The sequence below is a fragment of the Gammaproteobacteria bacterium genome (assembly GCA_016705365.1).
In the GTDB taxonomy this organism is placed as follows: domain Bacteria; phylum Pseudomonadota; class Gammaproteobacteria; order Pseudomonadales; family UBA5518; genus UBA5518.
In genome coordinates this window covers 276,220-302,338 of record JADIYI010000008.1, presented here as the reverse complement: position 1 = coordinate 302,338, position 26,119 = coordinate 276,220, and the positions used below count along the sequence as shown (strand labels likewise).

Annotated in this window: 23 protein-coding genes and 1 tRNA gene; 17 read left to right on the top strand and 7 right to left on the bottom strand. The window is 64.3% G+C overall.

Annotated features, from left to right (window positions below):
• Positions 1-5: 5 nt before the first annotated feature.
• Complete coding sequence (locus IPF49_08840; protein ID MBK6287716.1) at positions 6-2,048, bottom strand: EAL domain-containing protein; 2,043 nt, start codon at positions 2,046-2,048, stop codon at positions 6-8.
• 200 nt (positions 2,049-2,248) lie between these two features.
• Here IPF49_08840 and efp point away from each other — a divergent pair, with 200 nt between their 5' ends.
• Positions 2,249-2,818: an elongation factor P gene (efp, locus tag IPF49_08835; GenBank protein MBK6287715.1), complete on the top strand. Its 570-nt coding sequence runs from the start codon at positions 2,249-2,251 to the stop codon at positions 2,816-2,818.
• A 4-nt stretch (positions 2,819-2,822) separates the two neighbouring features.
• A complete protein-coding gene (genX, locus tag IPF49_08830) occupies positions 2,823-3,791 on the top strand; it encodes an EF-P lysine aminoacylase GenX (protein ID MBK6287714.1) in 969 nt (322 codons plus the stop codon).
• Between the two features lie 10 nt (positions 3,792-3,801).
• On the opposite strand, the gene psd is transcribed toward genX, so the two are convergent.
• The gene (gene psd / locus IPF49_08825) at positions 3,802-4,653 is read right to left on the bottom strand and encodes a phosphatidylserine decarboxylase (GenBank protein MBK6287713.1); all 852 of its coding nucleotides are present in this window, start codon (positions 4,651-4,653) and stop codon (positions 3,802-3,804) included.
• 8 nt (positions 4,654-4,661) lie between these two features.
• On the bottom strand, positions 4,662-5,636 hold the full coding sequence (rsgA, locus tag IPF49_08820) for a small ribosomal subunit biogenesis GTPase RsgA (GenBank protein ID MBK6287712.1): 975 nt from the start codon (positions 5,634-5,636) through the stop codon (positions 4,662-4,664).
• Between the two features lie 100 nt (positions 5,637-5,736).
• Between rsgA and orn the strand changes: the two genes are divergently transcribed.
• A complete protein-coding gene (orn, locus tag IPF49_08815) occupies positions 5,737-6,285 on the top strand; it encodes an oligoribonuclease (GenBank protein MBK6287711.1) in 549 nt (182 codons plus the stop codon).
• Here the strand turns inward: orn and queG are convergent.
• Positions 6,252-7,331 carry a tRNA epoxyqueuosine(34) reductase QueG gene (queG, locus tag IPF49_08810; GenBank protein MBK6287710.1) on the bottom strand — a complete coding sequence of 360 codons (1,080 nt, stop codon included), beginning with the start codon at positions 7,329-7,331 and terminating at the stop codon, positions 6,252-6,254. The two genes, orn and queG, sit on opposite strands and share 34 nt — an antisense overlap.
• A gap of 117 nt (positions 7,332-7,448) precedes the next feature.
• On the opposite strand from queG, the gene IPF49_08805 reads away from it, so the two are divergent.
• From IPF49_08805 to IPF49_08745, 13 genes are all read left to right on the top strand, one after another.
• Positions 7,449-8,942 (top strand): NAD(P)H-hydrate dehydratase, encoded by a 1,494-nt coding sequence (locus IPF49_08805; protein ID MBK6287709.1) that lies wholly within the window; start codon positions 7,449-7,451, stop codon positions 8,940-8,942.
• Positions 8,943-8,959: 17 nt separating this feature from the next.
• On the top strand, positions 8,960-9,427 hold the full coding sequence (gene tsaE / locus IPF49_08800; GenBank protein MBK6287708.1) for a tRNA (adenosine(37)-N6)-threonylcarbamoyltransferase complex ATPase subunit type 1 TsaE: 468 nt from the start codon (positions 8,960-8,962) through the stop codon (positions 9,425-9,427).
• Between the two features lie 95 nt (positions 9,428-9,522).
• Positions 9,523-10,944, top strand: coding sequence for an N-acetylmuramoyl-L-alanine amidase (locus IPF49_08795; protein ID MBK6287707.1), 1,422 nt, complete (start codon positions 9,523-9,525; stop codon positions 10,942-10,944).
• Between the two features lie 40 nt (positions 10,945-10,984).
• Positions 10,985-12,760 carry a DNA mismatch repair endonuclease MutL gene (gene mutL / locus IPF49_08790; GenBank protein MBK6287706.1) on the top strand — a complete coding sequence of 592 codons (1,776 nt, stop codon included), beginning with the start codon at positions 10,985-10,987 and terminating at the stop codon, positions 12,758-12,760.
• 54 nt (positions 12,761-12,814) lie between these two features.
• Entirely contained in the window at positions 12,815-13,747 is a 933-nt protein-coding gene (gene miaA, locus IPF49_08785; GenBank protein MBK6287705.1) for a tRNA (adenosine(37)-N6)-dimethylallyltransferase MiaA, read from the top strand.
• A gap of 155 nt (positions 13,748-13,902) precedes the next feature.
• Positions 13,903-14,151 (top strand): RNA chaperone Hfq, encoded by a 249-nt coding sequence (hfq, locus tag IPF49_08780; protein MBK6287704.1) that lies wholly within the window; start codon positions 13,903-13,905, stop codon positions 14,149-14,151.
• Between the two features lie 2 nt (positions 14,152-14,153).
• A complete protein-coding gene (gene hflX / locus IPF49_08775; GenBank protein ID MBK6287703.1) occupies positions 14,154-15,440 on the top strand; it encodes a GTPase HflX in 1,287 nt (428 codons plus the stop codon).
• A gap of 48 nt (positions 15,441-15,488) precedes the next feature.
• A complete protein-coding gene (hflK, locus tag IPF49_08770) occupies positions 15,489-16,631 on the top strand; it encodes an FtsH protease activity modulator HflK (GenBank protein MBK6287702.1) in 1,143 nt (380 codons plus the stop codon).
• Positions 16,631-17,506: a protease modulator HflC gene (gene hflC, locus IPF49_08765; GenBank protein ID MBK6287701.1), complete on the top strand. Its 876-nt coding sequence runs from the start codon at positions 16,631-16,633 to the stop codon at positions 17,504-17,506. The genes hflK and hflC overlap by 1 nt, the downstream gene beginning before the upstream one ends.
• Before the next feature lie 86 nt (positions 17,507-17,592).
• Positions 17,593-17,778, top strand: coding sequence for a DUF2065 domain-containing protein (locus IPF49_08760; GenBank protein MBK6287700.1), 186 nt, complete (start codon positions 17,593-17,595; stop codon positions 17,776-17,778).
• 44 nt (positions 17,779-17,822) lie between these two features.
• Positions 17,823-19,022 carry an ATP phosphoribosyltransferase regulatory subunit gene (locus IPF49_08755; GenBank protein ID MBK6287699.1) on the top strand — a complete coding sequence of 400 codons (1,200 nt, stop codon included), beginning with the start codon at positions 17,823-17,825 and terminating at the stop codon, positions 19,020-19,022.
• Entirely contained in the window at positions 19,015-20,313 is a 1,299-nt protein-coding gene (locus tag IPF49_08750) for an adenylosuccinate synthase (protein MBK6287698.1), read from the top strand. Before IPF49_08755 ends, IPF49_08750 begins: the two co-directional genes overlap by 8 nt.
• Positions 20,314-20,524: 211 nt before the next feature.
• Positions 20,525-20,830: an RNA-binding protein gene (locus IPF49_08745; GenBank protein ID MBK6287697.1), complete on the top strand. Its 306-nt coding sequence runs from the start codon at positions 20,525-20,527 to the stop codon at positions 20,828-20,830.
• A gap of 199 nt (positions 20,831-21,029) precedes the next feature.
• Here the strand turns inward: IPF49_08745 and IPF49_08740 are convergent, their stop codons facing one another.
• The 3 genes from IPF49_08740 to IPF49_08730 form a co-directional block, all read right to left on the bottom strand.
• Positions 21,030-21,932 (bottom strand): TIGR00730 family Rossman fold protein, encoded by a 903-nt coding sequence (locus IPF49_08740; protein ID MBK6287696.1) that lies wholly within the window; start codon positions 21,930-21,932, stop codon positions 21,030-21,032.
• A gap of 75 nt (positions 21,933-22,007) precedes the next feature.
• Positions 22,008-23,369, bottom strand: coding sequence for a peptide MFS transporter (locus tag IPF49_08735; protein MBK6287695.1), 1,362 nt, complete (start codon positions 23,367-23,369; stop codon positions 22,008-22,010).
• Positions 23,370-23,530: 161 nt separating this feature from the next.
• Positions 23,531-23,617: transfer RNA gene (locus tag IPF49_08730), tRNA-Leu, on the bottom strand.
• An 84-nt stretch (positions 23,618-23,701) separates the two neighbouring features.
• On the opposite strand from IPF49_08730, the gene rnr reads away from it, so the two are divergent.
• Positions 23,702-26,110, top strand: a complete 2,409-nt coding sequence (rnr, locus tag IPF49_08725; GenBank protein ID MBK6287694.1) for a ribonuclease R — start codon at positions 23,702-23,704, stop codon at positions 26,108-26,110.
• Positions 26,111-26,119 lie beyond the last annotated feature (9 nt).

Below are 26,119 nucleotides of genomic sequence, written 5' to 3'. Positions count from 1 at the left end.
CAGGCTCAGGTCAGGTCGGTGAACTCGTACTGCATTTCCGCAGTGGCGGCCTGCAGGTAATTGCCCTGAATGAAGTTCACGCCGAGCTGCCACAGTACGGCCATCACGCCCGCACCCTCCACTCCGGGCATGATCGAGGCGATCTGTTCCTGGTGCAGTGAATCGATCAGCGGTTTGAGCAGTGTATTCGTGGCGTCGCTGTCGGTGAGCGCCTGGGCAAGCGCGACATCGATACGCGCGAACTGCGGGTGCAGAAGCGCCAGGTCCGGGATCGGATTGTTGGCGCTGTGGATATCGGCGACTGCCAGCTGACAGCCGAGCGCGCGCAGGCGCTCGACAAAGTCCTTGGCCTGCTTGAGCGCACGGTTTACCGTGCGGTGTGTGAGCTGGAGCACCAGGCTGTCGGCGGGCAGCTCCGCGGCGCGCAATGCCGCCGCCAGCCAGGTGGCGAAGTCGGGATCCAGCACGCTGCCGGAGCCGAGCGGCACGATCAGCCGGGTGTCGGGATTGCGATGGCGGTGGGCAGCGAGCTTCTTCAGCGTCTGCGTCACAACCCACTGATCGAGATCCAGGGTGCGGTCGTTCAGCTGTGCGTCCTGCAGCCATTGTGCAGCGCTCTGCCTGCTCGCGGCATGCGATACCTGCACTTCGTAGTACTCGCTGGAGTCGCCGCGCAGACTGATCATCGGCTGGAACATCAGCAGGAATTCGCCGGACTGCAGGGCATCGGCCAGGCTTTGTTCAGAGCCGGGTGCGGCAGCGACTGCCACCGGTTCGCACACCTGCAGCTGCGCGCGCGCCGGGTCCGCGCCGCGCAGGCCCTGGGCACGCTCCGATGTCAGCAGCAGGGCGCCCCAGGCACGATCGATCAGCGTGCCAACGCTGCTGTCGTTGACCTCGTCGAGCGGACACACGATGGCGCTGATGCTGCCTGTGACACTCTGGTCGCCGATCTCGTGGATATGGTTGGCGACCAGGCCGACGGCCGCCTGGAGCTGCTTCAGCGCCTGTTCGGGGCTGGTGCCGACCAGCACCAGCGCGAGCGTTGCGTCGCCCACGCGCCGAAGTTGCGGCCAGCGGCTGCTGTTTGCGACGAATGCGCCGAGTTCATCGACCAGGCGGCTGGCATCGCTCACGCCGAGATTGCGGCAATGCTGCTGATAGCCATCGACGCTTATCAGCAGCAACTGGCCGCCCGCGGCTCCGGAGAGCAGATCCGCCAGCCCATCGATACCTCCGGCCACGGCCGTGGCGGGTGCCGCAGCTGTAACCGTTATGGTGGAACCGGTGGCACGAACCAGCACCTGCATGCAGGGTTCGCCTTCGAAGCTGGCCGTCGACAGCACCAGCTGGCCGGAAAATTCGCTGCCGTCGGCGCGCACCGCGGTGAGATCTATCGAAGTCTGCTCCGCGGGGTTGTCGCGGTAACGACGCAATGCATCCTTGAACGGTTGCTGCTTGTCCGCCGCGATCAGGTCGACCAGGGGTATCGAGGCGAGATCCTCGATAGCGGCGTATCCGAATGTCCTGGCGTACAGTTCGTTGGCGTGTACATGCATGCCATCGACGACGTAGGCGATGGCATCCTGCGAGGCCGCAAGCAGCAGTTCGACGCGCCGCGCGACCTCCTCGTGACGGGTGCGCAAGGCCTCCAGTTCGCGATGCTCGCGCAGCGCCTTGATTTCGCGCAATGCGCTCAGCAGCAGCCGCTCGCCCTGGTCATTGGCGATCACATCGCGCGCGCCGGCGCGCAGCCAGGCAGTGCCTTGTTCGTTTCCCGGGCTGGCGGTACGGACGATGCAGGGCAGCGGGTTCGAGGATTTTGCCATGGTCGCGATCGCCTCTGCCGGGGCGAGTTCCGGATGTTTGTCGCTGGCGATCAGCAGGTCCCATTGCGGATCACGCAGCATGTCGGAGAGATCGCGCAGCGAGGTCACGCGATGCGCGCGCGCGCTCCACCCGGCATCCCGGAACACCCCGACGCAGGCTTCGAGCTGGGCCTGGGATTCGCTGCTGACCAGCAGATGTAGGGTTTCGCTTTGCTGCATCGATGGGCGCCTTTGGCTCATGGCCCGCGGCCCTCGCGCCGTGGTGCTGCGAGGCATTGTAGAAGAGGGCCGGGCACAGTGCTACCCGGTTCCCGCGATGCCCGTCACGTCCTGCAAAGCCGGACGCGGCGCTGCCAACGGCCCGTCGAACGGAGTATCATCGCGCGCATTTCGTGGCCAGCAACCTGTCGAGGACAATCATGGCGTCGTATTCCACCAATGAATTCAAGGCCGGACTCAAGGTGATTCTCGAGGGAGATCCATGCTCGATTCTCGAGAACGAGTATGTGAAGCCCGGCAAGGGGCAGGCTTTCAACCGGGTAAAGCTGCGCAATCTGAAGACCGGGCGGGTGTGGGATCGCACCTTCAAATCGGGCGACACGCTCGACGGAGCCGATGCTGTCGACAAGGAACTGCAATATCTCTACAACGATGGCGAGTTCTGGAATTTCATGGATCCGGTGAGCTTCGAGCAATACCAGGCCTCGCGCGATATCGTCGGTGATGCCGCGCAGTGGTTGAAGGAACAGGACTCCTGCACCGTGACCCTGTGGAACGATTCGCCGCTGACGGTCTCGCCGCCGAATTTCGTGGAGCTCGAAATTGTCGAGACCGACCCCGGTCTGCGTGGTGATACGGCCACCGGCGGCACCAAGCCCGCCAAGCTGGTCACCGGGGCGGTGGTGCGCGTACCGCTGTTCCTCGATGTCGGCGCTGTCGTGCGTGTCGATACCCGCACCGGCGAATACATGAACCGCGTGCGTTCCTGAGCGCATGCGACGGGACGGCGCGGCGTGGCGTCCGGCCGCAAGCATCGAGGCATTGCGTGCCAGGGCCGCGCTGCTCGGCCGTATCCGGGCTTTTTTCGCCGAGCGCGGCGTATTCGAAGTCGACACGCCGCAGCTGTGTCCGGTGACGGCCACCGATCCATTGCTCGAGAGTATCGCGGCACGCCCGCTTGCCGATGAGGTGGACTGGTATCTGCAAACCAGTCCCGAATTCGCCATGAAGCGCCTGCTCGCGGCCGGCAGCGGTGCGATCTACCAGATGGGCAAGGCCTTCCGCCGCGGCGAGTGCGGACCACGTCACAATCCCGAATTCACGATGCTCGAGTGGTATCGCCCGGGTTTCGATACGGCACAACTGGCCGCGGAGGTGGCCCAGCTGGTGGCTGCGGTGATCGGTGGGCGTCCGGTGCGTCGCGACTCGTGGCGCAAATTGTTAATGCGCCACGCGGGGCTCGACCCGGGGGCAGCATCCCTCGCGGAGCTGCGTCAGCGGGCGAGCGGGCTGTCGGGCGAGCCAGTAGGCGACTGGCCGCCCGATGCGCTGCTCGACCTGTTGTTCAGCGAATGCGTGGAGTCGCGGCTGGGGCACGGTTGCCTGCAGTTCGTTGATGGCTTCCCGGCGGCGCGTGCGTCGCTGGCGCGCGTCACGGTGGATACCGAGGGCGTCGAGGTTGCGGACCGCTTCGAATTGTTCGTGGACGGAGTCGAACTCGCCAATGGCTACAACGAGCTGTGCGATGCCGAGGAACTGAGACGCCGCATCGGGCGCGACAATGCCGCGCGCGCCGCGGCGGGCTTGCCGGTCTGCGAACCCGACGAGCGCCTGCTCGCGGCCCTGGCCAGCGGGTTGCCGGAATCCGCCGGCGTGGCGCTCGGCGTCGACCGCCTGGTGATGATCGCGCTCGGAGCCGCGCGCATCGACGAGGTCATCGCGTTCGCGGCCGACCGCGCCTGAGTTACCCTGTTCAGCCCAGCGTCGCGATACGCGCACCCATGTGTACCGTACTGCCCTCGCCGAGTGCCGGATCCCAGCTGGCCACGCCGCGTGGCAGCAGCAGGATGACCGTTGAACCGAGCTGGAAGCGACCCATCTCGGCGCCTTTTTCCAGGCTGCGTTCGCTGGCGGGCATCTCGAGGTCGATGGCGAGCGTGTGTTGTCCGGCCGGAGTGATCGGTCCGCTCCACACGGTTTCTATGCCGGCCACGATCATTGCACCCACCAGTACCATCGCCAATGGCCCGTGCGCGGTTTCGAACTGGCATACCAGGCGTTCATTGCGCGCAAACAACCGCGGCACATGTTCGGCGGTGCTCTGGTTGACCGAGAACAGGCATCCCGGGATATAGTGCATCGCGACCAGTCGTCCCGCCAGGGGCATGTGTACGCGATGGTAATCGCGCGGCGAGAGATAGATGGTGGCGAACGAACCCTCGTCGAAGCGGCGCGCCAGTTGCGGATCGTCGAGCAACTCGGCGCTGCTGAACCAATGGCCCTTGGCCTGCACGATGCGTCCCGCCTCGATCCGCCCGAGCTGGCTGATCGCGCCGTCAGCCGGCGATACCAGTGAGTCCGGCGCGCTGTCGAGCGGGCGCGCGCCGGGGGCCAGGGCACGGGTGAAGAACGCGTTGAAATCCGCATAGGAAGACGGGTCGGGGTCGAGCGCTTCGCGCATGTCGACCGCGAATGCGGCGATGAAGCGGCGGATCAGGAAATCCTTCAGTACCGGGATGCGTGAGCCGGCCAGGTACCCGAACAGTCGCGACAGCAGGTGCTGGGGCACCAGGTACTGCAGGGCGACGAATGCGCGTCGGGGCAGGGAGTGGTTCATTGGCGGGCTCCGATGATGTGCAGATAACCGGCGTAGCGTTCCGCGCTCAGTGCCCCCTCAGCGACCGCTTCGCGTACCGCGCAGCCGGGTTCGTCGCGATGTTCGCAGTCGCGGAAGCGACACTGTCCGAGATAGCTCTTGAACTCGACGAACCCGGCTGCCGTGCTGGCAGTGTCGAGGTGTTCGAGGCTGAACTCGCGGATACCGGGCGAATCGATCAGTTCGCCGCCGCCGAGGTGATAGAGACGTGCGGTAGTCGTGGTGTGACGCCCCTTCATCGCGGCGTCCGACAGATCGCCGATCCGGATCGCTTGCTGCGGCAGCAGCGCCGAGATCAGTGAGGACTTGCCCACACCCGACTGCCCGACAAAAGCCGTGGTGTGACCCGCCAGCGCGGCGCGCAATTCGTCCAGACCACCGTCTTTCAGCGCCGAGGCACGCAGCACTGGGTAGCCGATAGCGACATAGGGACGCAGCAGTTGCCCGAGCCGGCCGTCGGGGTCGCCAAGATCGGTCTTGTTCAGCAGGATCAGCGCGCCGATGCCGGCATTTTCGGCCGCCACCAGGTAGCGATCCAGCAGGCTCGAGTGCGGTGCCGGTTCGGGCGCGATGACGATCACGATCTGGTCGAGATTGGCGGCGATGATACGCGCCCTGCCGCGTGCATCGGGGCGTCCGAGTTCGCTGCTTCGGTCGAGCCGCGCGAGGACCACTCCGGCATCGCCATCACGGCGCCAGATCACGCGGTCCCCGGTCACCACCGACTCGAGATTGGCGCGCAGATGGCAGCGCACCACGCATTGCGGCGCGCTGGCATCCTCCACTTCGACTTTCTTGCCGAAACAGGCGATCACCACACCTTGTTGATCGCCAGCCGGTGAGTCGCCAGGAGTTTCGGCGCGCTCCAGGCGGCTGCGATGCCTGCCGCTGACACGTCGCGCCTGGTTGAGGCTCAGCTTACGGCCGGCCATGCAGTTCGCGGATCGGCATCGGGCGGTGTGGTCTCAGCACGGGTTCATGGCGCTTTGCTATAGTCAGGTTGCGGATGAGCATATCGCGGAGGAGTTTATCATGGCAGCGCAGGACGTTCTGGTGTGGGTCGATATGGAGATGACCGGTCTCGACCCCGAGCGTGATGTGGTGCTTGAGATCGCGACGATCGTCACCGATGCCCATCTCGATGTGATCGAGGAGGGGCCGGTGCTGGCGATCCACCAGGACGACGCGGTGCTCGGAGCAATGGACGAATGGAATACCCGTCAGCACGGTCATTCGGGCCTGGTCGATCGGGTGCGCCGGAGCACCATGGACGAAGCCGAGGCCGAGCGCCAGACGCTGGCGTTTCTTGCCCGCCATGCCGTGGCGGGACAGTCGCCGATGTGCGGCAACAGCATCTGCCAGGATCGCCGCTTCATGGTGCGTCATATGCCGCGCCTGGAAGCTTTTTTTCACTACCGCAATCTTGACGTCAGCACCGTGAAGGAATTGGCACGTCGCTGGCGCGCGGACGTGTATGCCGGGTTCAGCAAGCAGGGCAGCCACCTCGCACTCGAGGATATCCGCGACTCGATCGCCGAACTGCGTCACTACCGCGACACGTTTTTCCGCATGAGTGTCTGAAGTCGCGCGAGCGCCCACGCCACGTGCTCGCGTACCAGGGTCGAAGGATGCTCGAGGCGCGCCTGCAGTGCCGCGCGCGCCGCCGCCGTTGCCGGCCCGTTGCCGAGCGCTACCGCGAGGTTGCGCAGCCAGCGGGCGTGGCCCAGCCGATACAGCGGTGATCCGGCGGCGCGCTCGAGGAATTGCTGCTCGCTCCAGCCGAACAGTTCGCTCAGAGCGCTGTCATCGAGTCCGTGGCGCGGTAGGAAATCTGCCTCGCAACTCGGGCGGGCGAACTTGTTCCACGGGCAGACCAGCTGGCAATCGTCGCAACCGAACACGCGATTGCCGAGCAGCGGGCGCATTTCGGGGGGTATCGAGCCCTGCAATTCGATGGTCAGATACGAGATGCAGCGGCGCGCATCGAGTTCGAAAGGGCCGACGAAGGCCTGCGTCGGACAGACTTCGAGGCAGGCGGTGCAGCTCCCGCAATGCATCGTGCTGAAAGGCAGGTCGGGCGCCAGCGCAATATCGGTATAGATCTCGCCGAGAAAAAACCACGAACCGCCGCGGGAATCGATCAGCATGGTGTTCTTGCCGATCCAGCCGATTCCCCCTTGCTGCGCGATTGCCCGCTCCAGTACCGGCGCGCTATCGACGAATACACGCTGGGCGGCGTCCGGACGGCGCGCGCGGATCCGTTTGGCGAGCTCGGCGAGACGTGCCCGCATCAGCTTGTGATAGTCGCGCCCGAGTGCGTAGCGTGCCACGTAGGCCCGGGCGGGATCTTCGAGAACCTGCAGCGGATCGGCGCCTCCCGCGCGGTAGTCCATCGTGACGGAAATCACCCGTATGGTGCCGGGAATCAATTCAGCGGGTCGCCAGCGCCGGGCGCCGTGACGCTCCATATATTCCATTTCGCCGTGGTGGCCTGCTGCCAGCCAGCGCTGGTAGTACCGGTCGTGAGGGGCAAGGTCGACGCGGCTGATGCCGAGGCGTGCGAAACCGAGCTCCGCGGCCCAGAGCCGGATATCGGTCGCCAGCCCCGTCAGCGGATCGTCGCGCATGAGGGTTGCTGCGGGTTCTTTGTCGGGGACAGCCAAGCGCTTTCTCCGTGGTATCGGGTGCCAAGCATAGCGGAGCCTTCGGATACAATGAAAACCTGTTCACAGGAGACGCAAACCATGCCGCAAGCAGGCACCGCGCTGTATACCGCGGAACAGGTGCGGGCACTCGATCGCGCCGCCATCGTCGAGCAGGGCATACCGGGGTGTGTGCTGATGGAGCGGGCAGGTCGCGCGGTGTTCGATGTGGCGCGCAAGTACTATCCGGATTCAGGGCTGCATATCGTTTGCGGTACCGGCAATAACGGTGGTGATGGGTTCGTGGTGGCACGGCTCGCGGCCGATCGAGGGGTTCCCGCACGCATTGCCCTGGTCGGGGATGCCGGGCGCATTGGCGGTGATGCGCGGCTGGCCTTTGATGCGGCAATTGCGGCGGGTGTGAGCATCGCGCCATGGGGCGAGCAGGCACCGGGCGAGGGCGAGCTGATCGTCGATGCCGTGCTCGGCACCGGTCTCAGTGGCCCGGTAAAAGAACTTCAGGCGAAGGTCATCGAAGCGATCAACGGCAGTGAATTGCCGGTAATCGCGGTGGATATACCCTCGGGCCTTTGCAGCGATACCGGCGCGGTGCGCGGGGTCGCTGTACGCGCTGCCCACACCATCAGCTTTATCGGACGCAAGCGCGGCCTCTATACCGGTGCTGCCGCCGATTTGCGCGGCGTCCTGCATTTTCACGATCTCGGTGTCCCGCCCGCAACTTACCGGGGAGTCGTGCCGGGCGCCGAGTTGCTGTCGCTGGGTTCGCTGCTCGCGGCCCTGCCGGCGCGCCCGCGCACTGCGCACAAAGGCCGTTTTGGTCATGTGCTGGTGATCGGAGGGGCGCCCGGAATGGCGGGTGCGGCGGCGATGGCTGCCGAGGCCGCGGCACGCTGCGGAGCAGGGCTGGTGTCGGTGGCCACACATGCCTCGAGCGTGGCGCCCATCGTTGCGCGTTGCCCGGAACTGATGGCGCACGCGGTGGCGTTTGTGCACGAGCTCGAGCCGATGCTGGCGCGAGCCACGGTGCTGGTGGTCGGGCCGGGGCTCGGGCGCAGCCCCTGGGCGCAGCAGATGCTGCAACGCGCGCTGGCGGCGGGTCTGCCGACCGTGCTCGACGCCGATGCGCTGAATGCCCTCGCTGCGGGTGAAGCCGATGCGCGACCCTGGCGTGACCAGTTGCTGCTGACACCACACCCCGGCGAAGCCGCCCGCCTGCTCACGATGCCGGTGACGCAGGTGAATGATGACCGCTTTGCCGCGCTGCGGCGCCTGGCCGATCCGACCGCGGTGGTGGTGCTCAAGGGGGCCGGCACGCTGGTGTCCACGCAGGATGCCGAGCTCCCGGTCGGCGTTTGTCCCTACGGCAATCCGGGCATGGCAACGGGCGGGATGGGCGATGTGCTGAGCGGAATCCTGGGTGCTTTGCTGGCGCAGGGGGCAGGCCGGGAACTGGCGGCGCGCCTCGGCGTCTGTCTGCACGGGCGCGCCGCGGATCTCGCGGCGCAGGAATCGGGTGAGCGCGGTCTGCTCGCGACCGACCTCCTGCCCTGGCTGCGTCGCCTGCTCAACGAATGACGGTCAGGGCTGCGCCGATGTCCTGCCACCTGGTTGATGAAAACGCGACGCTGGCCTTCGGCGCGCGGCTTGCGGATGCGCTGTGCGGTCCTGCCATCCTGTACCTGCATGGTGAACTCGGTGCCGGCAAGACCACGCTTTGCCGGGGTTTGTTGCGTGCGCTGGGGCACACCGGACAGGTGCGCAGTCCGACCTACACGCTGGTCGAGCCGTACGAGGTGGCGGGGCGGCAGGTGTTCCATTTCGATCTCTACCGGCTGCGTGATCCGGAGGAGCTCGAACAGTTCGGCATCCGTGATTACCTCGATCCCGCCGCGCTGCTGTTGTTCGAATGGGCCGATCATGGCGCGGGGCACCTGCCGGCAGCGGATGTGGAGTTGACGATCACCGCGGATGGCGCAGGCAGGCGGATTGCCTGGCATGCGTCAAGTGTGCGCGGCACAGCAATAGTTACGCGTCTCGAAAGCAGTCCTCGACGTGCGTAATCGTGAGCCGTTGCTATATTTGGGAACGGGACACTTCGTTTATTGCGAGCGCCATGATTTTTTCTGGATCGACCTCGGGATTCGCGCGTCTCTGCATGGGCGTGGTGCTGACGATTGCAAGCCTGCAATCGCTGGCTTCATCCGCCGTGCAGGGAGTGCGCCTGTGGCGCGCACCTGACCACACTCGCCTGGTTTTCGATCTCAGCGGTCGGCCCGAACACAGCCTGAGCGTGGTCGGCAATCCCGATCGGGTGATCATCGATCTTGGCAACAGCCGCCTGCAAGGCACCCTGCAGACGGTTGATCTTGCGGCCACCCCGATACAGCGCATTCGCAGCGGTTTGCGCGGTGAGAGCGATCTGCGCATCGTGCTGGACATGCAGAACGGCGTTCGACCCGAGAGCTTTCTGCTGGGACCGAGCGGCGATTACGGCAATCGCCTGGTGGTGGATCTCTACGACCAGACGCAACGGGACTCGAGCACGCCCCCGGAACCGCCGGCGGATACCGCGCCGGGTGCGCGCGAAGCCTCCGGCTCGTCGCCGCTTGCCGCTCCAGAGATCAGCCAGCCGGTCACCCAGCCCGAAGCGCCCGCGCAACCACAGAGCGCACCGCTGCCGCGGCCTTTGCCCGAAGGCGGGCGCGATATCCTGATTGCCATCGATGCGGGGCACGGTGGCGAGGACCCTGGTGCGATCGGGCCGCGACGCATCCGGGAGAAGGACGTGGTGCTGGCCATAGCGCGCCAACTGGAAACGCGGGTCAACCAGCAGCCCGGTTACCGCGCGACGATGATCCGCAAGGGCGATTATTTTGTGCCGCTGCAGGGGCGCCGTGACCTGGCGCGCAAGACCGGGGCCGATCTGTTCGTTTCGATCCATGCCGATGCGTTCACCCACTCGCGCGCGCGCGGCAGCTCGGTATACGCGCTGTCCCAACGCGGTGCCACCAGCGCCTCGGCGGCATTCCTGGCGCAACGTGAGAACGGCGCCGACCTGATCGGCGGCGTCAACCTGGGGGCCAAGGACAATCAGGTGGCGGAAGTGCTCACCGATCTGTCGATGACCGCCTCGCTCGATGCCAGCCTGGGGGTCGGCAGCCGGGTGTTGCACTCGGTGGGCCGGATTGCCCAGCTGCACAAGCCACACGTGGAGCAGGCTGGCTTCGTGGTGCTCAAGTCGCCGGATATGCCATCCATCCTGGTCGAAACCGGCTTCATCTCGAATCCCGGCGAAGCGGCGCGCTTGGGCAGTGCCGATTTCCAGCGCAGCATGGCGCGCGCAATCTTCAGCGGAGTCAGTGATTACTTCCTGTCCACGCCCCCGCCCGACACGCTGGTGGCAATGAGGGTGCGTAATGGCGCACGGGCCTCGGAATACGTGATCGCGCGTGGTGACACCCTGTCTGGCATCGCGGAGCGCTATCGTGTTAGTGTCGGCGAGATCGTCAAAACCAACGGCTTGGGCGACAGAGGTGGTATCCAGGCGGGGCAACGGATCGTAATCCCGCAAATCTGAATTCCCGCTGCTGCCCGGCCTGTTCTTCCTGAAGAGACAGATGGGGCGCATCCAGCATCTCAGTGAATTGCTCGCCAACCAGATCGCCGCAGGCGAGGTCGTCGAAAGGCCCGCCTCCGTGGTCAAGGAACTGGCCGAGAACAGCCTCGATGCTGGCGCGACCCGTCTCGAGATCGACCTCGAAGCCGGCGGCACGCTGCTGATTCGCGTACGCGACGATGGCGAGGGCATGTCCGTCGAGGATCTGCCACTGGCGCTCGCGCCCCACGCGACCAGCAAGATACGCACGCTCGAGGACCTCGAGCGGGTGTTGAGCCTCGGCTTTCGCGGTGAGGCGCTGGCCAGCATCGCGTCGGTCGCGCGGCTCTCGATTAGTACCGCCACCGCGGGTGCGGACCACGGGTCGCGCCTCGAAACAGGAGCGCGTGGCGAGCCACTGATCACCCCGGCGGCGCATCCGCGCGGAACGACGGTCGAAGTGCGCGATTTGTTCTTCAATACGCCGGCGCGGCGCAAATTCCTGCGCGCGGAGCGTACCGAGTTCGGTCATTGCGAAGAGGTGGTCCGGCGGTTGGCCCTGGCACGTTTCGACGCCGGGTTCACGCTGCGGCACAACCACAAGCCGGTGTTTTCGTTGCGTGCCTGCACCGGCGTTGCCGAGCGCGAGCAGCGCCTGGCAACGCTGTGCGGCGCGCCGTTTCTTGAAAGCGCGCTGGCCGTCGAGGTCGAAGCTTCCGGGGTGATGCTGCGGGGCTGGGTGGCCCAGCCGAGTTTTTCCCGCAGCCAGAGTGATCTGCAGTACTTCTTTGTCAACGGACGCATCGTGCGCGACCGGCTGGTCGCGCATGCGATCCGCCAAGCCTACCGCGACGTGCTCTATCATGACCGTCATCCGGCCTATGTGTTGTATCTCGACATCGATCCGATGCTGGTCGATGTGAACGTGCACCCGACCAAGCACGAGGTGCGTTTTCGCGAATCGAGGATGGTGCACGACTTCCTGTTTCACTCGTTGCACCGGGCGCTCGCGGGGACCCGTGCCGGTGGCGTGGAGCAATCGTCGATGGTTGCGCCGGCGCCGCCCGGCGAGCCGGGCGTGGTACAGCAGCACGGGCTGTGGAACCGTCCGGATCAGGGTGCTGTCAGGGAGAGTATCGAGGCCTACCGTGCCTTGTCCACCGGCGCGCCGCAGGGATTCCCGGCGGCGGCGATTTCCGGCGTCGCCCAGGATGTGCCGCCGCTCGGGTTTGCCGTGGCCCAGATCAAGGGTATCTATATTCTTGCCGAGAACCGCGAGGGGCTGGTTATCGTTGACATGCATGCGGCGCATGAACGCATCACCTACGAGCGCATGAAGAGCGCACGTGATGCCGGCGGTGTGCGCGCCCAGCCGCTGCTGGTGCCGCAGCAGATCGCGGTGAGCCGGCGCGAAGCGGAATGTGTCGAGGAGCACTCGGCGACGCTCGCCGCGCTGGGGCTCGAGTTGCAGCGTTCGGGGGAGGAAATGGTCACCGTGAGACAGATCCCGGCGTTGTTGTCGGGCGCCGACATCGCGGCGCTGGTACGCGATGTGGTGGCCGAGTTGCGCGAATTCGGCACCAGTTCGCGTATCGAGGCGCATGCCGACCAGATTCTCGCCGGCATGGCCTGCCACGGTGCGGTACGCGCCAATCGGCAATTGAGCATCGCGGAAATGAACGGCCTGCTGCGCGACATGGAGCGCACCGAGCGCAGCGGACAATGCAACCACGGCCGCCCCACCTGGGCGGTGCAATCGCTGGCCGAGCTCGACCGGCTCTTCCTGCGCGGTCGCTGAGCAGGCGCTGCCGTGAATGCCGCTGCGGATCGGCGTCCGCTCGTTATCTGCCTGATGGGCCCGACGGCTGCGGGCAAGACCGCGCTGGCGCTGGCGCTGTGCGATGCGCTCGATTGCACGATCGTAAGCGTCGATTCCGCGCAGGTGTACCGCGGCATGGATATCGGCACCGCAAAACCCGGGCCTGCGGTGCTCGCGCGGTATCCCCACCGGCTGATCGACATACGCGATCCGGCGGAGATCTATTCGGCGGCCGATTTTCGCCGCGATGCATGGGCCGCGATCGAGGAGATCGTCGCCAGCGGCAAGACACCGTTGCTGGTGGGCGGTTCGATGCTGTACTTCCGCGCTCTTGTCCAGGGGCTGGCCGATCTGCCACCGGCTGACCCCCGGGTGCGCGAGGAAATTCTCGCCTTGGCGGACGCCGGCGGCTGGGCAGCGGTTCACCGCCGCCTTGCCGCGGTCGATCCGCTCGCCGCCGCGCGCATTCCAGTGACCGATCCGCAGCGCCTGCAGCGGGCCATGGAAGTGTTCCTGGTTTCCGGTGACACCATCAGCAGCATTCACCAGAGGCAAGGGGCCACCGCACTACCCTGGCGGCTGCTCCAGTTGGCGGTGGCTCCCCGGGATCGGGTGGTTTTGCATCGGCGAATCGCGCTGCGTTTCGAGGCGATGCTGCAGGCAGGGTTCCTGGATGAAGTGGCTGCGCTGCGCGCGCGCGGGGACCTCGAACCTGCCCTGCCGTCCATGCGCAGCGTGGGGTATCGCCAGGCCTGGGACTACCTGGATGACCGCATTTCCTACGCCGCGATGGTCGAAAGGGCTATCATTGCCACGCGTCAACTGGCCAAGCGCCAGCACACATGGTTGCGATCCTGGCCCGAGCTGCAGTGGCTGCTCACGGACGAGTCGGCGCACGCGGGCAACGGCGCGCACGAGGAAATACTGCAGCTGGCCTTGAAATATGTGGCCGCCGCCTCCATTTGAGGTGACAAGAACGAGGAGGTCGCGCTTCCTAGTATGCAATTTCAAATAAGCGCCGATAGCATGGATTCGGTACGCCACTCTTCCAGCAGGTGTCAAGGTGTTGAGTTTCAAGTCAATCAGATCCCGTACGGGGTCATTCAAAGGAGAATCCTGAAATGTCAAAGGGGCAAACTCTACAAGACCCTTTCCTGAATGCGCTGCGCAAGGAGCGTATCCCGGTATCCATCTATCTGGTCAACGGCATCAAGCTCCAGGGCCAGATCGAATCCTTCGACCAGTTCGTCATCCTGCTCAAGAACACCGTCAGCCAGATGGTTTACAAGCACGCGGTTTCGACGGTGGTGCCCTCGCGCCCGGTGCGTCTTGCATCCGCCGATGACGAAGGCGAAGAGGCTGTCGAGTAACCGTGTTTTTCGAGCGTCCCGGAACGGGTGAGCGCGCGGTTCTCGTTCACCTCAACCTGGACGCGGACAGTCCCCAGGAAGATCCGCGCGAACTCGAGGAACTGGCCTTGTCGGCGGGTGCCGACCCGGTGGATTTCATTTTCGGACAACGACGACGCCCGGATCCGCGCAGTTTTGTCGGTAGCGGCAAGCTGGAAGAGATTCTCGCCGCGGTGCGCGGGCATTGTGCCGAGCTGGTCATCTTCAATCACGCACTGAGCCCCTCGCAGGAACGCAACCTCGAGCAGGTGCTGGAATGCCGGGTGATCGACCGTACCGGGCTGATACTCGATATCTTCGCGCAACGGGCACGCTCGCACGTCGGAAAGCTCCAGGTCGAACTCGCCCAGCTGCGTCATATCTCGACGCGCCTGGTCCGCGGCTGGACGCACCTCGAGCGCCAGAAGGGCGGCATCGGACTGCGCGGCCCCGGCGAGACCCAGCTCGAAACCGACCGCCGCCTGATCCGCGACCGCATCCGGCTGTTGACGCGCCGGCTCGAGAAGGTTCACCTGCAGCGTGAGCAGGGGCGGCGCGCGCGCCGCCGCGCGGAAATTCCCACCGTGTCACTGGTTGGCTACACGAACGCCGGCAAATCCACCCTGTTCAATGCGCTCACGGGCGCCGGCGTGCTGACGGCGGATCGGCTGTTCGCGACGCTCGATCCGACCATGCGCCGCTGTCAGCTGGCGGACGGACGTGCCATGGTGCTGGCCGATACGGTAGGCTTTGTGCGGCATTTGCCGCACCAGTTGGTGGAGGCGTTCCGGGCCACGCTCGAGGAGGCGCAACTCGCCGATCTGCTGCTCCATGTGATCGACGCGAGCGCCGCCGATCGCGACGACACCACGCATGAGGTCGAAAGTGTACTTGCCGAGATCGGCGCCGAACAGGTGCCGCGACTCAACGTGTACAACAAGATCGATCTGCTCGAGGCGCAGCCGCGTATTGACCGGGGCGAGGACGGCAGGCCGGTGCGGGTATGGGTCTCGGCGCGCAGCGGTGCGGGAATGGACCTGTTGCGCGAGGCAATTGCCGAACTGCTCGCGGAGGACATGCTGCACCAGTGGTTGCCGCTCGATCCGGCGCAGGGCAGGTTGCGTGCGCGGCTCTACGAAAAGGGCGCGGTGCTGGACGAGCGTGTCGCGCAGGATGGCTCGATCAGCCTCGAAATCCGGATTCCGCGCGGACAGTTCGCGCAGCTCATCGCCGCGGAGTGCGGGTCCGGCTCGTCACGCGAACACTTCTGATAGAATCGCGGACGCATTGTTCAAGCACTACATCGCAGGGAGATCGATATGGCCTGGAATGAACCAGGTGGCAATGGAAAGCAGCGCGACCCTTGGGGCGGTGACCAGGGGCCGCCGGATCTCGACGAGGCTTTCCGCAAGTTCCGCCAGAAGCTCGGTGCGGCCTTTGGTTCCGGTTCGGGTGGTGGATCGGGCGAGGACAAGGCACTCAACCGCGCAATTGCAGGCCTGATCGTCCTGGTTCTGGCCAGCTTGTGGTTATACGCAGGCATCAACGTGCTCGATGCGCAGGAGCGCGCAGTGGTGCTTCGCTTCGGGCGTTTTCACGAGGTGCTCGAACCGGGCTTCAACTGGAATCCGAAGTGGGTCGATCAGGTGTTTCCGGTCAACGTCACGGCGGAGCGGCAATACAATTCCACGGGGGTGATGCTCACCCAGGACGAGAATATCGTCGAGCTGCCGATTGCGGTGCAGTACAACATCGCCGATATCAAGGCTTTCGTGCTCAACGTGAACAATCCGGAGAACAGTCTGCAACAGGCGACCGACAGTGCGCTGCGCCACGTTGTGGGCAGCAGCAAGCTCGATCAGGTCCTGTCCGAGGGGCGTGGGCAGATCGGTGACGATGTGCGCTTCAAATTGCAGAGCTATCTCGACAATTACGGCACCGGTATCCAGGTCGTGAAAGTTACGATCCAGGGTGCCAAGCCTCCCGGCGAGGTCAAGGCCGCTTTCGATGACGTGATCAAGGCCAAGGAAGACGAGGAGCGGCTGAAGAACGAGGCCAGTGCCTATGCGTTCAGCGTGGTGCCGGAGGCGCGTGGCCGGGCCCAGCGCGTGTTCGAGGAGGCAGCAGCGTACCGCGGCAAGGTGGTTGCGGAAGCGCAGGGTGAAGCGCAGCGTTTCGAGAAATTGCTTGGCCAGTACGAGAAGGCGCCGGAGGTGACCCGTGAGCGTCTTTACCTGGATGCGGTGCAGCGCGTCATGAGCAACAGCTCCAAGGTGCTGGTCGATGTGCCGGGCAGCAATAACGTGATGTACCTGCCGATCGACCGCCTTGGCCGGCAGCAGCCGGAGGCGGCGCCGCCAGTGGTGCGCAGCCCGCAGGTCGAGAATGACGATGCGGCGCGCGATGCGCTGGACCGGGCGCGCCGCGATCCTGGCAACCTGCGGCAAAGGGAGCGACGCTGATGAACGGACGCATGCTGGCATTTCTCGCCGCGCTGGGCCTTGCGCTGGTGGCGCTGCTCAATACGCTGTATGTGATCAAGGCAACCGAGTGCGCCGTGGTGTTGCGCTTCGGACGTCTGCTCGATGTCGACAGCGAGCCAGGGCTCCATTTCAAGATCCCGCTGGTCGACGAGGTGCGCAAATTCAATTCCCGGATCCTGACGCTCGACTCGGAGCCCGAGAGTTTCTACACGCTCGAGAAGAAACGGTTGATCGTGGATTCATTCACGAAATGGCGTATCGAGGATGTGAAGACCTATTACCGTGCGACGGGCGGGGTGCAGTCGATAGCCGAGACGCGCCTTGCACAACGGGCCAACGACGGCTTGCGCAACCAGTTCGGCAAACGACGTCTGCACGAGGTGGTGTCGGGCCAGCGCGAGGAGCTGATGTCCGAGATCACGGATGACCTGAACAGTGCCGTAACCCAATCTCTCGGCATCCGGGTGGTCGATGTGCGGGTCAAGAAAATCGATCTTCCCGAAGAAGTGAGTGATGCGGTATTCAAGCGCATGTCCGCGGAGCGTGAGAAACTTGCGCGCGAGTACCGTGCGCAGGGCAAGGAGCAGGCAGAGAAGATCCGTGCCGATGCTGACCGACAGGTCACCATCCTCGAGGCTGAGGCCTATCGTGACGCCGAGCTGGTGCGTGGTGACGGCGATGCCGAGGCGGCTGCGATCTACGCGGTTGCGTTCAACAAGGCACCCGAGTTCTATTCGTTCACCCGTAGTCTGCGCGCCTACGAGGAATCGTTCGCGAGTCCCCAGGACATGCTGGTGCTCGATCCGAAGAGTGATTTCTTTCGTTATCTGAACCAGTCAAAACCCGGTCGTTGAGCGGCGCAAACGCCTGGGTCGGGGCGCCGCGCTTGTGGTAGGATGCGCCGCGCCTGTCGCGGCGTTTTCACCGGGTTATAAAGCAGATGTGGCACGATCTGGCAGTCGCTTTCTGTCTCATGCTGGTTATCGAAGGGCTGACGCCGTTCCTGTCTCCGCGGGCCTGGCGCGGCATGATCGCGACCGCGGCTCAACTCGATGACGGCAGCCTGCGTCTGGCGGGTCTAGGCAGCATGCTGGTAGGCACGTTGCTGTTGTACATGGTCAACTGACACGTTGTTGCTGGGGATTTGCGATGTCCACAATCAGCTCGGCATTGCCTGGCGAGGAGCGCTGGCTGCTCCCGGAAGGCGTCGAGGAACTGCTCCCGGACCAGGCCGCGCGCGTCGAGGCGATGCGCCGCGAGTTGCTGGACCTGTATGGCCGCTGGGGCTATGAACTGGTCATCCCGCCGTTGATCGAATACACCGAATCGCTGCTGATCGGTCTCGGCAGGGATCTCGAGCGCCAGACGTTCCGGCTTACCGATCAGTTGAGCGGACGGATGCTGGGCATCCGCCCCGACATCACGCCACAGGCGGCGCGTATCGACGCTCACAGCCTGCGCCGCGATGGCCCGGTGCGCCTGTGTTATGCGGGCAGCGTGCTGCACACCCGTGCGCGCTCCCCGTTTGCCTCGCGCTGCCCCATTCAACTCGGAGCCGAACTTTATGGTGACGCGAGCCTCGACGCCGATATCGAGGTGCTCGGCCTGATGCTCGAGACGCTCGGACGCATCGGTATTCGCGAGGTTACGCTGGATCTCGGCCACGTCGGGATATTTCGTGCGCTGATGGACGACATGGCACTTGCCGAGGGCGTGCGAGCTGCGCTGTTCGAGGCTCTGCAGGACAAGTCCAGCGCGGCGATCAACGCGATCGTCGATGATGCCGGGCTGGACGGGCCGCGCTCCTCGATCCTGCGCGAACTCGCCGGTCTGAACGGTGATCGTCGAGTGCTCGGCGCGGCCAGGCGTCTGTTGCAGGATGCTCCGCCGGCGGTACACCAGGTGCTTTCAGCGCTCGAGCGGGTTGCCGATATCATTGAAGAGCGCTTTCCCGGGATCAATATTCATTTCGACCTGTGCGAGTTGCATGGTTATCACTATCACACGGGGCTGGTTTTCGCGGCCTACGTGCCTGGCCAGGGCGAGGCGGTGGCGAATGGCGGACGTTATGACGATATCGGGCGGGTGTTTGGCCGCGCGCGTCCGGCAACCGGTTTCAATATGGACCTGAAAACGCTGCTGACACTGGCACCCGCGCGTGCCGGCGGGGACAACGGCGGCATATTTGTTGCACCCGCAATTGCCGCGCTTGCGTGGGGCGAGATCCAGCGCCTGCGTGATGCGGGCGAGCGCGTCGTGGTTGGCTTGTCGGCCCAGGGCAGTAGCGCCTGCTGCGATCGAGAGTTGCGCCACGCCGGTGACGATTCGTGGCAAATCCACCAGTTGAATCAGGCGCGTGCCAATGGCTAAGAACGTAGTGGTACTCGGTACCCAATGGGGTGATGAAGGGAAAGGCAAGATCGTCGATCTGCTCACCGAGAACGTGACTGCGGTGGTGCGCTTCCAGGGCGGTCACAATGCCGGTCACACGCTGGTGATCGGGGGCGAGAAGACGGTGCTGCACCTGATCCCTTCGGGGGTGTTGCGTGCGGGCGTCCTGTGCCTGATCGGTAACGGCGTGGTGCTGTCGCCCGCAGCGCTGCTCGCCGAAATCGGCGCGCTCGAATCACGTGGTGTGCCGGTGCGCGAGCGGCTGCGGCTCAGTCCCGCCTGCCCGCTGATTCTCCCCTACCACGCGGCGCTGGACCTGGCGCGCGAACAGGCCCGCGGCGATGCCAAGATCGGTACTACCGGGCGCGGCATCGGGCCGGCCTATGAGGACAAGGCCGCACGGCGTGGCTTGCGTCTGGGCGATATGCGCAACCCCGAGCGATTTGCCGCCAAGTTGCGCGAGGTGATGGATTACCACAATTTCGTGCTGCAGGGATATTACGACTCGCCCGCCATCGATTACCAGCGCACGCTGGATGAGAGCCTGCAACACGGCGCGGCGTTGCTGCCGCTGATGGCCGATGTGCCGGCGATGCTGCACGAATACCGCCTGGCCGGTAAGCGCATTCTGTTCGAAGGGGCGCAAGGTGCACTGCTTGATATCGATCACGGGACCTACCCGTTCGTGACCTCGTCGAACACCACTGCCGGCGGCACTGCCACGGGCAGTGGATTCGGTCCGCTGTATCTCGATTACGTTCTGGGAATCACCAAGGCATACACCACGCGGGTTGGTTCCGGTCCCTTCCCGACGGAGTTGTTTGACGAAGTAGGTGCCCACCTTGCGCGGCGCGGCCATGAATTCGGCGCGACGACTGGCAGGCCGCGCCGTTGCGGCTGGTTCGATGCGCTATCGCTGCGCGAGGTGGTGCGTATCAACAGCATCAGCGGTCTGTGCCTGACCAAGCTCGATGTGCTCGACGGGCTGGAATCCATCAACCTGTGCATCGGTTACGAAGACCGCTCGGGCCAGATCGTCGGCACGCCGCGTGACAGTGCCGACTTCGAGAGCCTGGTGCCGATCTACGAAACCGTTGACGGCTGGAGCGAGTCGACCGTCGGCGTCACCGAATGGGCGCAACTGCCGCTCAATGCGCGCCGCTATATCGAACGCATCGCGGAAGCCGTGGGCGCGGGTGTCGATATCATATCGACGGGCCCCGAACGCAACGAGACCATCATCCTTCGTGATCCGTTCACGGCAGGATGAGCGCGTAAATCCGGGTTCACGATGCGCCTGCGGAACATCAAAATTCTTCTGCGGCAGGCTGCTTTAATGCTGGACCAGCGCCCCATGTTTTCGGGTAGAATGCGGCGACCGGGCTCTTGATACGCCCGGTTTGTGTTGGCGCCGCCGCTTTTTTTTGGTGTTGGGGTGGTGGAGCCGGGAGACTGTTCTCGACGCCAGGATGAAGAAACGAATGAATATCTACGTTGGAAACCTGCCCTACACCGTCCGGGACAATGACCTGCTTTCGATGTTCCAGGAATATGGCAATGTATCGTCAGCAAAAGTGGTCATGGATCGTGAAACCGATCGTTCCAAGGGCTTTGGTTTCGTTGAGATGCCGTCGGATGACGAAGGCAGCAACGCTATCAACAAGCTGAACGGTCATGAGATCAATGGTCGTGCGCTGCGCGTGAACGAAGCGCGCCCGCGCGAAGATCGTCGCCCCGGTGGTGGTGGTGGTCCTGGTGGCGGCGACCGTCGCCCCAAGCGCTGGTAAATAATCAAGGCGCACGGACGCGCTGCTGAAACGGGCTGCCGTGGAAGCCCACGGCAGCTGTTCCTGACAATCAGGGCGCTTCCTGCGCGCTGATCCTATCGGGTTTGCTGGCTGGTTTCCGGCCGGATAGTTTCGTTTTGCCCGAATACCCGTTTCCCTCGCGGTTCCAGCCGCGCCAGGCAAGTGTACTAACGGCGCGTCAATCCGATGGTGCGCATCCGAAGCTGTAGAAAGAAGCGATTTCCTGCCACGCCTGTTCCGCTGTCTCGACGTAGCGAAACAACTCGATATCTTCCTCGCCGATATTGCCCGATTCCACCAGGACGTCGAAATTGACCAGACCTCGCCAGAATTCCTCGCAGAACAGCAGCACCGGTACCCGCTGCGACTTTCCGGTCTGGATCAGGGCGAGTGTTTCGAACAACTCGTCGAGTGTGCCATAACCGCCGGGGAAGGCCACCAGGGCGCGGGCGCGCATCAGGAAATGCATCTTGCGCAGTGCAAAGTAGTGAAATCTGAAACACAGCTCGGGCGTGATGTAGGGGTTTGGCTCCTGCTCGGCGGGCAACACGATATTCAACCCGATGCTCTGTCCTCCGGATTCGTGCGCGCCACGATTTGCAGCCTCCATGATGCCGGGACCGCCGCCGGTTACCACCACCAGGCGACAGCCCTCGATCCGAGCGCTGTTTTCGGTCACCAGCGCACCGAGACGGCGCGCCTGCTCGTAGAATTTGCTGTTTCCGAGCACCGTCTCCGCGCGCTTCACCGCCGCCTTTGCCCTGCTGCTGCGTGGGCTGGCGGCCAGTTGCGCATGTGCTTCGTCGAGTTGTGCCTGTGCTTCGTCGCGTGACAGGTGGCGGGCGCTGCCAAAGATCACCACAGTGGAGTCGATGCCGTGCTCTTGCTGGATGAGGTCGGGTTTCAGCAATTCGAGCTGGAACCGCACCGGGCGTAATTCCTCGCGCAGCAGGAAGTCGGTGTCAGTAAACGCCAGCCGATAGGCGCTGCTGGTATATTGCGCGCTGCCCGACAACGATTTTGTCGCATCCTCGCGCGCACTGGGGAAAATCTTGGGTGGAAGTTTTTTGCTATTGGCCATTGCTGTTCCTCACAGGCTGATTGCAGGGCGGATTGCGTGCCGTTCGATCGGCGCCGCGGGGGGCGGACTTGATGGCTACACGCTTTCCGCGCCGTGCATCCAGCGTACCAATATGCCCGAAAGCAACCACAGCACGCCGGCGAACAGGAACAGGGTGGCAGCCAGCCCGCCAAATATCGCCATATCGCCAAGACTCTCGGCATAGGAGCCGATGATACCGGCGAGCCAGTTGGCGACGAAGTTGATCAGGAACCAGACACCCATCATCAACGAGGCGAGCCGCAGCGGCGCGAGCCGGGTGATCATCGACAGACCGACCGGCGATATGCACAGTTCGCCGGTGGTATGAAACAGGTAAGCGATGACCAGCCACCACATGCTGGCCTTGCCGCCATGGGCCTGGCCCATCACCGCGGCGATCATGGCGAGGAAGCCGACCGCGGTCAGTACCAGTCCCAATACCATCTTCTGCGGAGTCGGCGGGTTTCTGCCGATACTTCCCAGGCGGATCCATGCCGCCGAAAACAGCGGTGCCAGCAACACGATATAGAGCGGGTTGAGCGACTGGAACCAGCCCGCGGGTACTTCGAATTCTCCTATCATGCGGTCAGTCTTGTCGGCTGCGTAGAGATTCATCAGTCCCCCGGCCTGCTCGAACGCCGCCCAGAACAGCACGATGAAAACAAACAGCATGAAGATCACGCGTAGCCGGTCGAGCTCGATCGCGGTCAGCGGCTTCTTTACGCCGCCATCCAGCAGCAGCGAGCGTCGTGCGGATGGTGTCATCCCGATCTCCTGCAGAAAGCGCGGCCCCAGGGCAAGCTGGATGATCACCGACAGGATCATGCCGCAACCGGCCGCGAAATATCCGTAACGCCAGCCCAGTTCCGGGTTTTCTCCGAGCGTGGAGCACACCAGCGGAGCAAGAAATGCTCCGAGATTGATGCCCATGTAGAAAATCGTGAACGCGCCATCGAGACGGGCGTCGCCCTTCTGGTAGAGGTCGCCGACCATGGTCGAAATATTGGCCTTGAAAAACCCGTTGCCGATCACCAGCAGGAGCAGCCCGGAGTAGAACAGTTGCAGGTTGCCCGGGATCGACGCGGCGAGGATGAATTGACCGAGCGCCATGACCACGCCGCCAATGATCACCGAGCGACGCTGGCCGAGGTAGTTGTCGGCGAGCCAGCCCCCGATCAGTGGCGTGAAGTACACAAAACCCGTGAACAGCCCATACAGGCGCAACGCTTCGGCCGATGTCCAGCCAAAGCCCGGGTTGGCGGTTTCGGCCCCGGCCACCATCGACAATACCAGCAGCGCACGCATGCCGTAGTAGCTGAATCGCTCCCACATTTCGGTGGCGAACAGCAGAAACAGGCCCTTGGGGTGACCGAGGAGGGTATCGCCCCCGGGTATGGCCGTGGCAGGGTTGCTCATCCGGGTTTCCATTGTGCTTGCAGACGTCGCGGGGTGCGAGGCGCACCCGCCACGAATGATACACGCGATGCGTGCCGCCATTGCAGCAGTGAATGGGGAGCGCAACAAGAGACGCAGGACCACACCAGTGCAGGCCGGGCTGCGAACGGAGATTCGGGAATTGGTGCCCAGGAGAGGACTTGAACCTCCACTACCTTTCGATAACTAGCACCTGAAGCTAGCGCGTCTACCAGTTCCGCCACCTGGGCTTTAGGCAAGCGGGAGCGAGGCTCCCGCGGGCAGGCGGCGCACTGTACTCAGCGTCACCCCGGCTGTCAATCCCTGTGGCTATAATGCCCGCTCAGCTATCACGCGGCCAGGCCGCAGCAAGGAGAAATCCGTTGGTACCGAGGAAAAAGCCGGTCACTGCGCGCGAGCGCGATCCGCAGCTTGCGCGCGAGTCCGAGCGCTACGCGAACCCCATCGCGAGCCGCGAATACATTCTGGAGATCCTGGCGAAAGCAGGCGTCCCGCTGACCATCGACGAGATCGCCACGCGTCTCGATTTGCTCGACGAGGAGCCGCGCGAAGCGCTGCGCCGGCGCTTGCGGGCGATGGAGCGCGACGGGCAGCTGATGTGCAACCGCCGTGGCGCTTATTGCTCTGTCGCGCGCATGGACCTGGTGCGGGGCACGGTGCAGGCGAACCGCGAGGGTTACGGCTTCCTGATTCCTGCAGAAGGCGGCGAGGACCTGTATCTGCACGGGCGCCAGATGCGCCAGGTCTTTCATGGTGACGAGGTTCTGGCGCGTGCTACCGGCGAGGATCATCGCGGGCGCCGCGAGGCAACCATTGTCGAAGTGCTGAAGCGCAACACCACGCATATGGTCGGGCGCATGCGCCGCTCGCGCGGCGTGAATTACGTGGTTGCCGAGAATCCGCGGATCCAGCACGAAGTACTGGTGGCGGATGCCGATTGCGTGGCGGCACGCGAAGGACAGTACGTCAGCGTCGAGATACTCACGCCGCCGGCCGCCGATGGTCCACCCACCGGGCGGGTCGTGGAGGTGCTCGGCGAGCACATGGCACCGGGAATGGAAATCGAGGTGTCGCTGCGTATGCACGATATCCCTCATATCTGGCCGCAGGAAGTCGTCGAGCAGGCGGCGGCATTCGACTCCGAGCCGCGACGCGCGGACAAGGCCCGTCGTTTCGATCTGCGCGAGTTGCCGTTCGTCACCATCGACGGCGAGGACGCCAAGGACTTCGACGATGCGGTCTACTGCGAGCGGCGCCGGGGCGGAGGCTGGTTGCTGAGCGTCGCAATCGCGGACGTTTCGCACTATGTGATGCCCGGCACGGCGCTCGATGTGGAAGCCAGGCGCCGTGGCACCTCGGTGTATTTTCCGGGCCGGGTGGTGCCGATGCTGCCGGAGGAGTTGTCGAACGGATTGTGCTCGCTGAAGCCCGAGGTCGATCGCCTGGCGCTGGTCTGCGAGATGGAGATCGGGCGCAACGGCGCGCTTGGCCGCTACCGCTTCTGCGAAGCGGTGATCCGCTCGTCCGCGCGACTCACCTATACGCGCGTTGCGTTGACGCTCGACGGCGAGGATGCCGGGATCGACGACGCATTGGTGCCACACCTGAGAGAGCTCCACGCGCTCTACAAGGCACTGCGTGCCGCGCGCGAGGAGCGCGGTGCGATCGATTTCGAGACCACCGAGACACGCATCGTGTTTGGCGTCGATCGCAAGATCGAGGAGGTGGTGCCGGTGGAGCGCAACGAGGCGCACAAGCTGATCGAGGAGTGCATGCTCAGCGCGAACGTTGCAACCGCGCGCTTCCTGATGAAACACAAGTTGATCGGGTTGTACCGAGTGCACGAGGGGCCGAGCGGCGAAAAATTGCTGTCGTTGCGCCAGTTCCTCGGTGAGCTGGGCCTGTCATTGCGCGGCGGCGACAAGCCGCAGCCGGGCGATTATCAGCAGCTGCTGGGTTCGGTGCATGAGCGGCCTGACCGCCACGTGATTGAAACCGTGATGTTGCGTTCGCTCAGCCAGGCGCGCTATCAGCCCGTGAACGAGGGTCATTTTGGCCTCAACTACCCCGCTTATGCGCATTTCACCTCGCCGATCCGCCGCTATCCGGACCTGATGGTGCATCGCGCGCTACGTGCCGTGATCCGCTCGGCGGAAGACACTGGCCAGGTCCGGCGTGCCGAAGGGCTGAAGTCCGTGCCGCGCGAACGCTCCTACCCCTACGAACTCAAGGCAATGATCGAGCTCGGCGAACACTGTTCGATGGCCGAGCGCCGCGCCGACGAGGCCGTACGCGACGTGATGATCTGGCTGAAATGCGAGTACCTGCAGGATCGCGTCGGCGAGAGTTTCGATGGTGTGATAAGCGGAGTGACCGGTTTTGGCCTCTTTATCGAGATCCAGGAAATCTACGCCGATGGCCTGGTACATGTGTCCAGCCTGCAAAATGACTACTACCATTTCGACGCCTCCGGCAGGCGCCTGGTGGGTGAACGCACGCGGCGTGTCTACCGTCTGGGTGACCGGATCCGGGTGCGCATCCTTCGGGTCGATCTCGATGAGCGCAAGATAGACCTGCAGATAGATGAAGGCAGTGGAGAGGGCAATTCTCCGGTGCGGCGCGTGAAAGCGGGCGGCAGCAGCGGCGCAAGGAAGCCGTTGATGTCGGGCAAGCCGGAGAAAAAGAAGACTTCATCGTCGCGCAAGCGCGGCCGGCGACGCTGAGCTGACGCC

Bases quoted from the DNA above. Each gene is read 5' to 3' on its own strand.
- IPF49_08840 (MBK6287716.1), bottom strand. From the start codon at position 2,048: ATGCAGCAAAGCGAAACCCTACATCTGCTGGTCAGCAGCGAATCCCAG.
- efp (MBK6287715.1), top strand. From the start codon at position 2,249: ATGGCGTCGTATTCCACCAATGAATTCAAGGCCGGACTCAAGGTGATT.
- genX (MBK6287714.1), top strand. From the start codon at position 2,823: ATGCGACGGGACGGCGCGGCGTGGCGTCCGGCCGCAAGCATCGAGGCA.
- rsgA (MBK6287712.1), bottom strand. From the start codon at position 5,636: ATGGCCGGCCGTAAGCTGAGCCTCAACCAGGCGCGACGTGTCAGCGGC.
- orn (MBK6287711.1), top strand. From the start codon at position 5,737: ATGGCAGCGCAGGACGTTCTGGTGTGGGTCGATATGGAGATGACCGGT.
- queG (MBK6287710.1), bottom strand. From the start codon at position 7,331: ATGCGCGACGATCCGCTGACGGGGCTGGCGACCGATATCCGGCTCTGG.
- IPF49_08805 (MBK6287709.1), top strand. From the start codon at position 7,449: ATGCCGCAAGCAGGCACCGCGCTGTATACCGCGGAACAGGTGCGGGCA.
- tsaE (MBK6287708.1), top strand. From the start codon at position 8,960: ATGTCCTGCCACCTGGTTGATGAAAACGCGACGCTGGCCTTCGGCGCG.
- IPF49_08795 (MBK6287707.1), top strand. From the start codon at position 9,523: ATGGGCGTGGTGCTGACGATTGCAAGCCTGCAATCGCTGGCTTCATCC.
- mutL (MBK6287706.1), top strand. From the start codon at position 10,985: ATGGGGCGCATCCAGCATCTCAGTGAATTGCTCGCCAACCAGATCGCC.
- miaA (MBK6287705.1), top strand. From the start codon at position 12,815: ATGGGCCCGACGGCTGCGGGCAAGACCGCGCTGGCGCTGGCGCTGTGC.
- hfq (MBK6287704.1), top strand. From the start codon at position 13,903: ATGTCAAAGGGGCAAACTCTACAAGACCCTTTCCTGAATGCGCTGCGC.
- hflK (MBK6287702.1), top strand. From the start codon at position 15,489: ATGGCCTGGAATGAACCAGGTGGCAATGGAAAGCAGCGCGACCCTTGG.
- hflC (MBK6287701.1), top strand. From the start codon at position 16,631: ATGAACGGACGCATGCTGGCATTTCTCGCCGCGCTGGGCCTTGCGCTG.
- IPF49_08760 (MBK6287700.1), top strand. From the start codon at position 17,593: ATGTGGCACGATCTGGCAGTCGCTTTCTGTCTCATGCTGGTTATCGAA.
- IPF49_08750 (MBK6287698.1), top strand. From the start codon at position 19,015: ATGGCTAAGAACGTAGTGGTACTCGGTACCCAATGGGGTGATGAAGGG.
- IPF49_08745 (MBK6287697.1), top strand. From the start codon at position 20,525: ATGAATATCTACGTTGGAAACCTGCCCTACACCGTCCGGGACAATGAC.
- IPF49_08740 (MBK6287696.1), bottom strand. From the start codon at position 21,932: ATGGCCAATAGCAAAAAACTTCCACCCAAGATTTTCCCCAGTGCGCGC.
- IPF49_08735 (MBK6287695.1), bottom strand. From the start codon at position 23,369: ATGAGCAACCCTGCCACGGCCATACCCGGGGGCGATACCCTCCTCGGT.
- rnr (MBK6287694.1), top strand. From the start codon at position 23,702: ATGCCCGCTCAGCTATCACGCGGCCAGGCCGCAGCAAGGAGAAATCCG.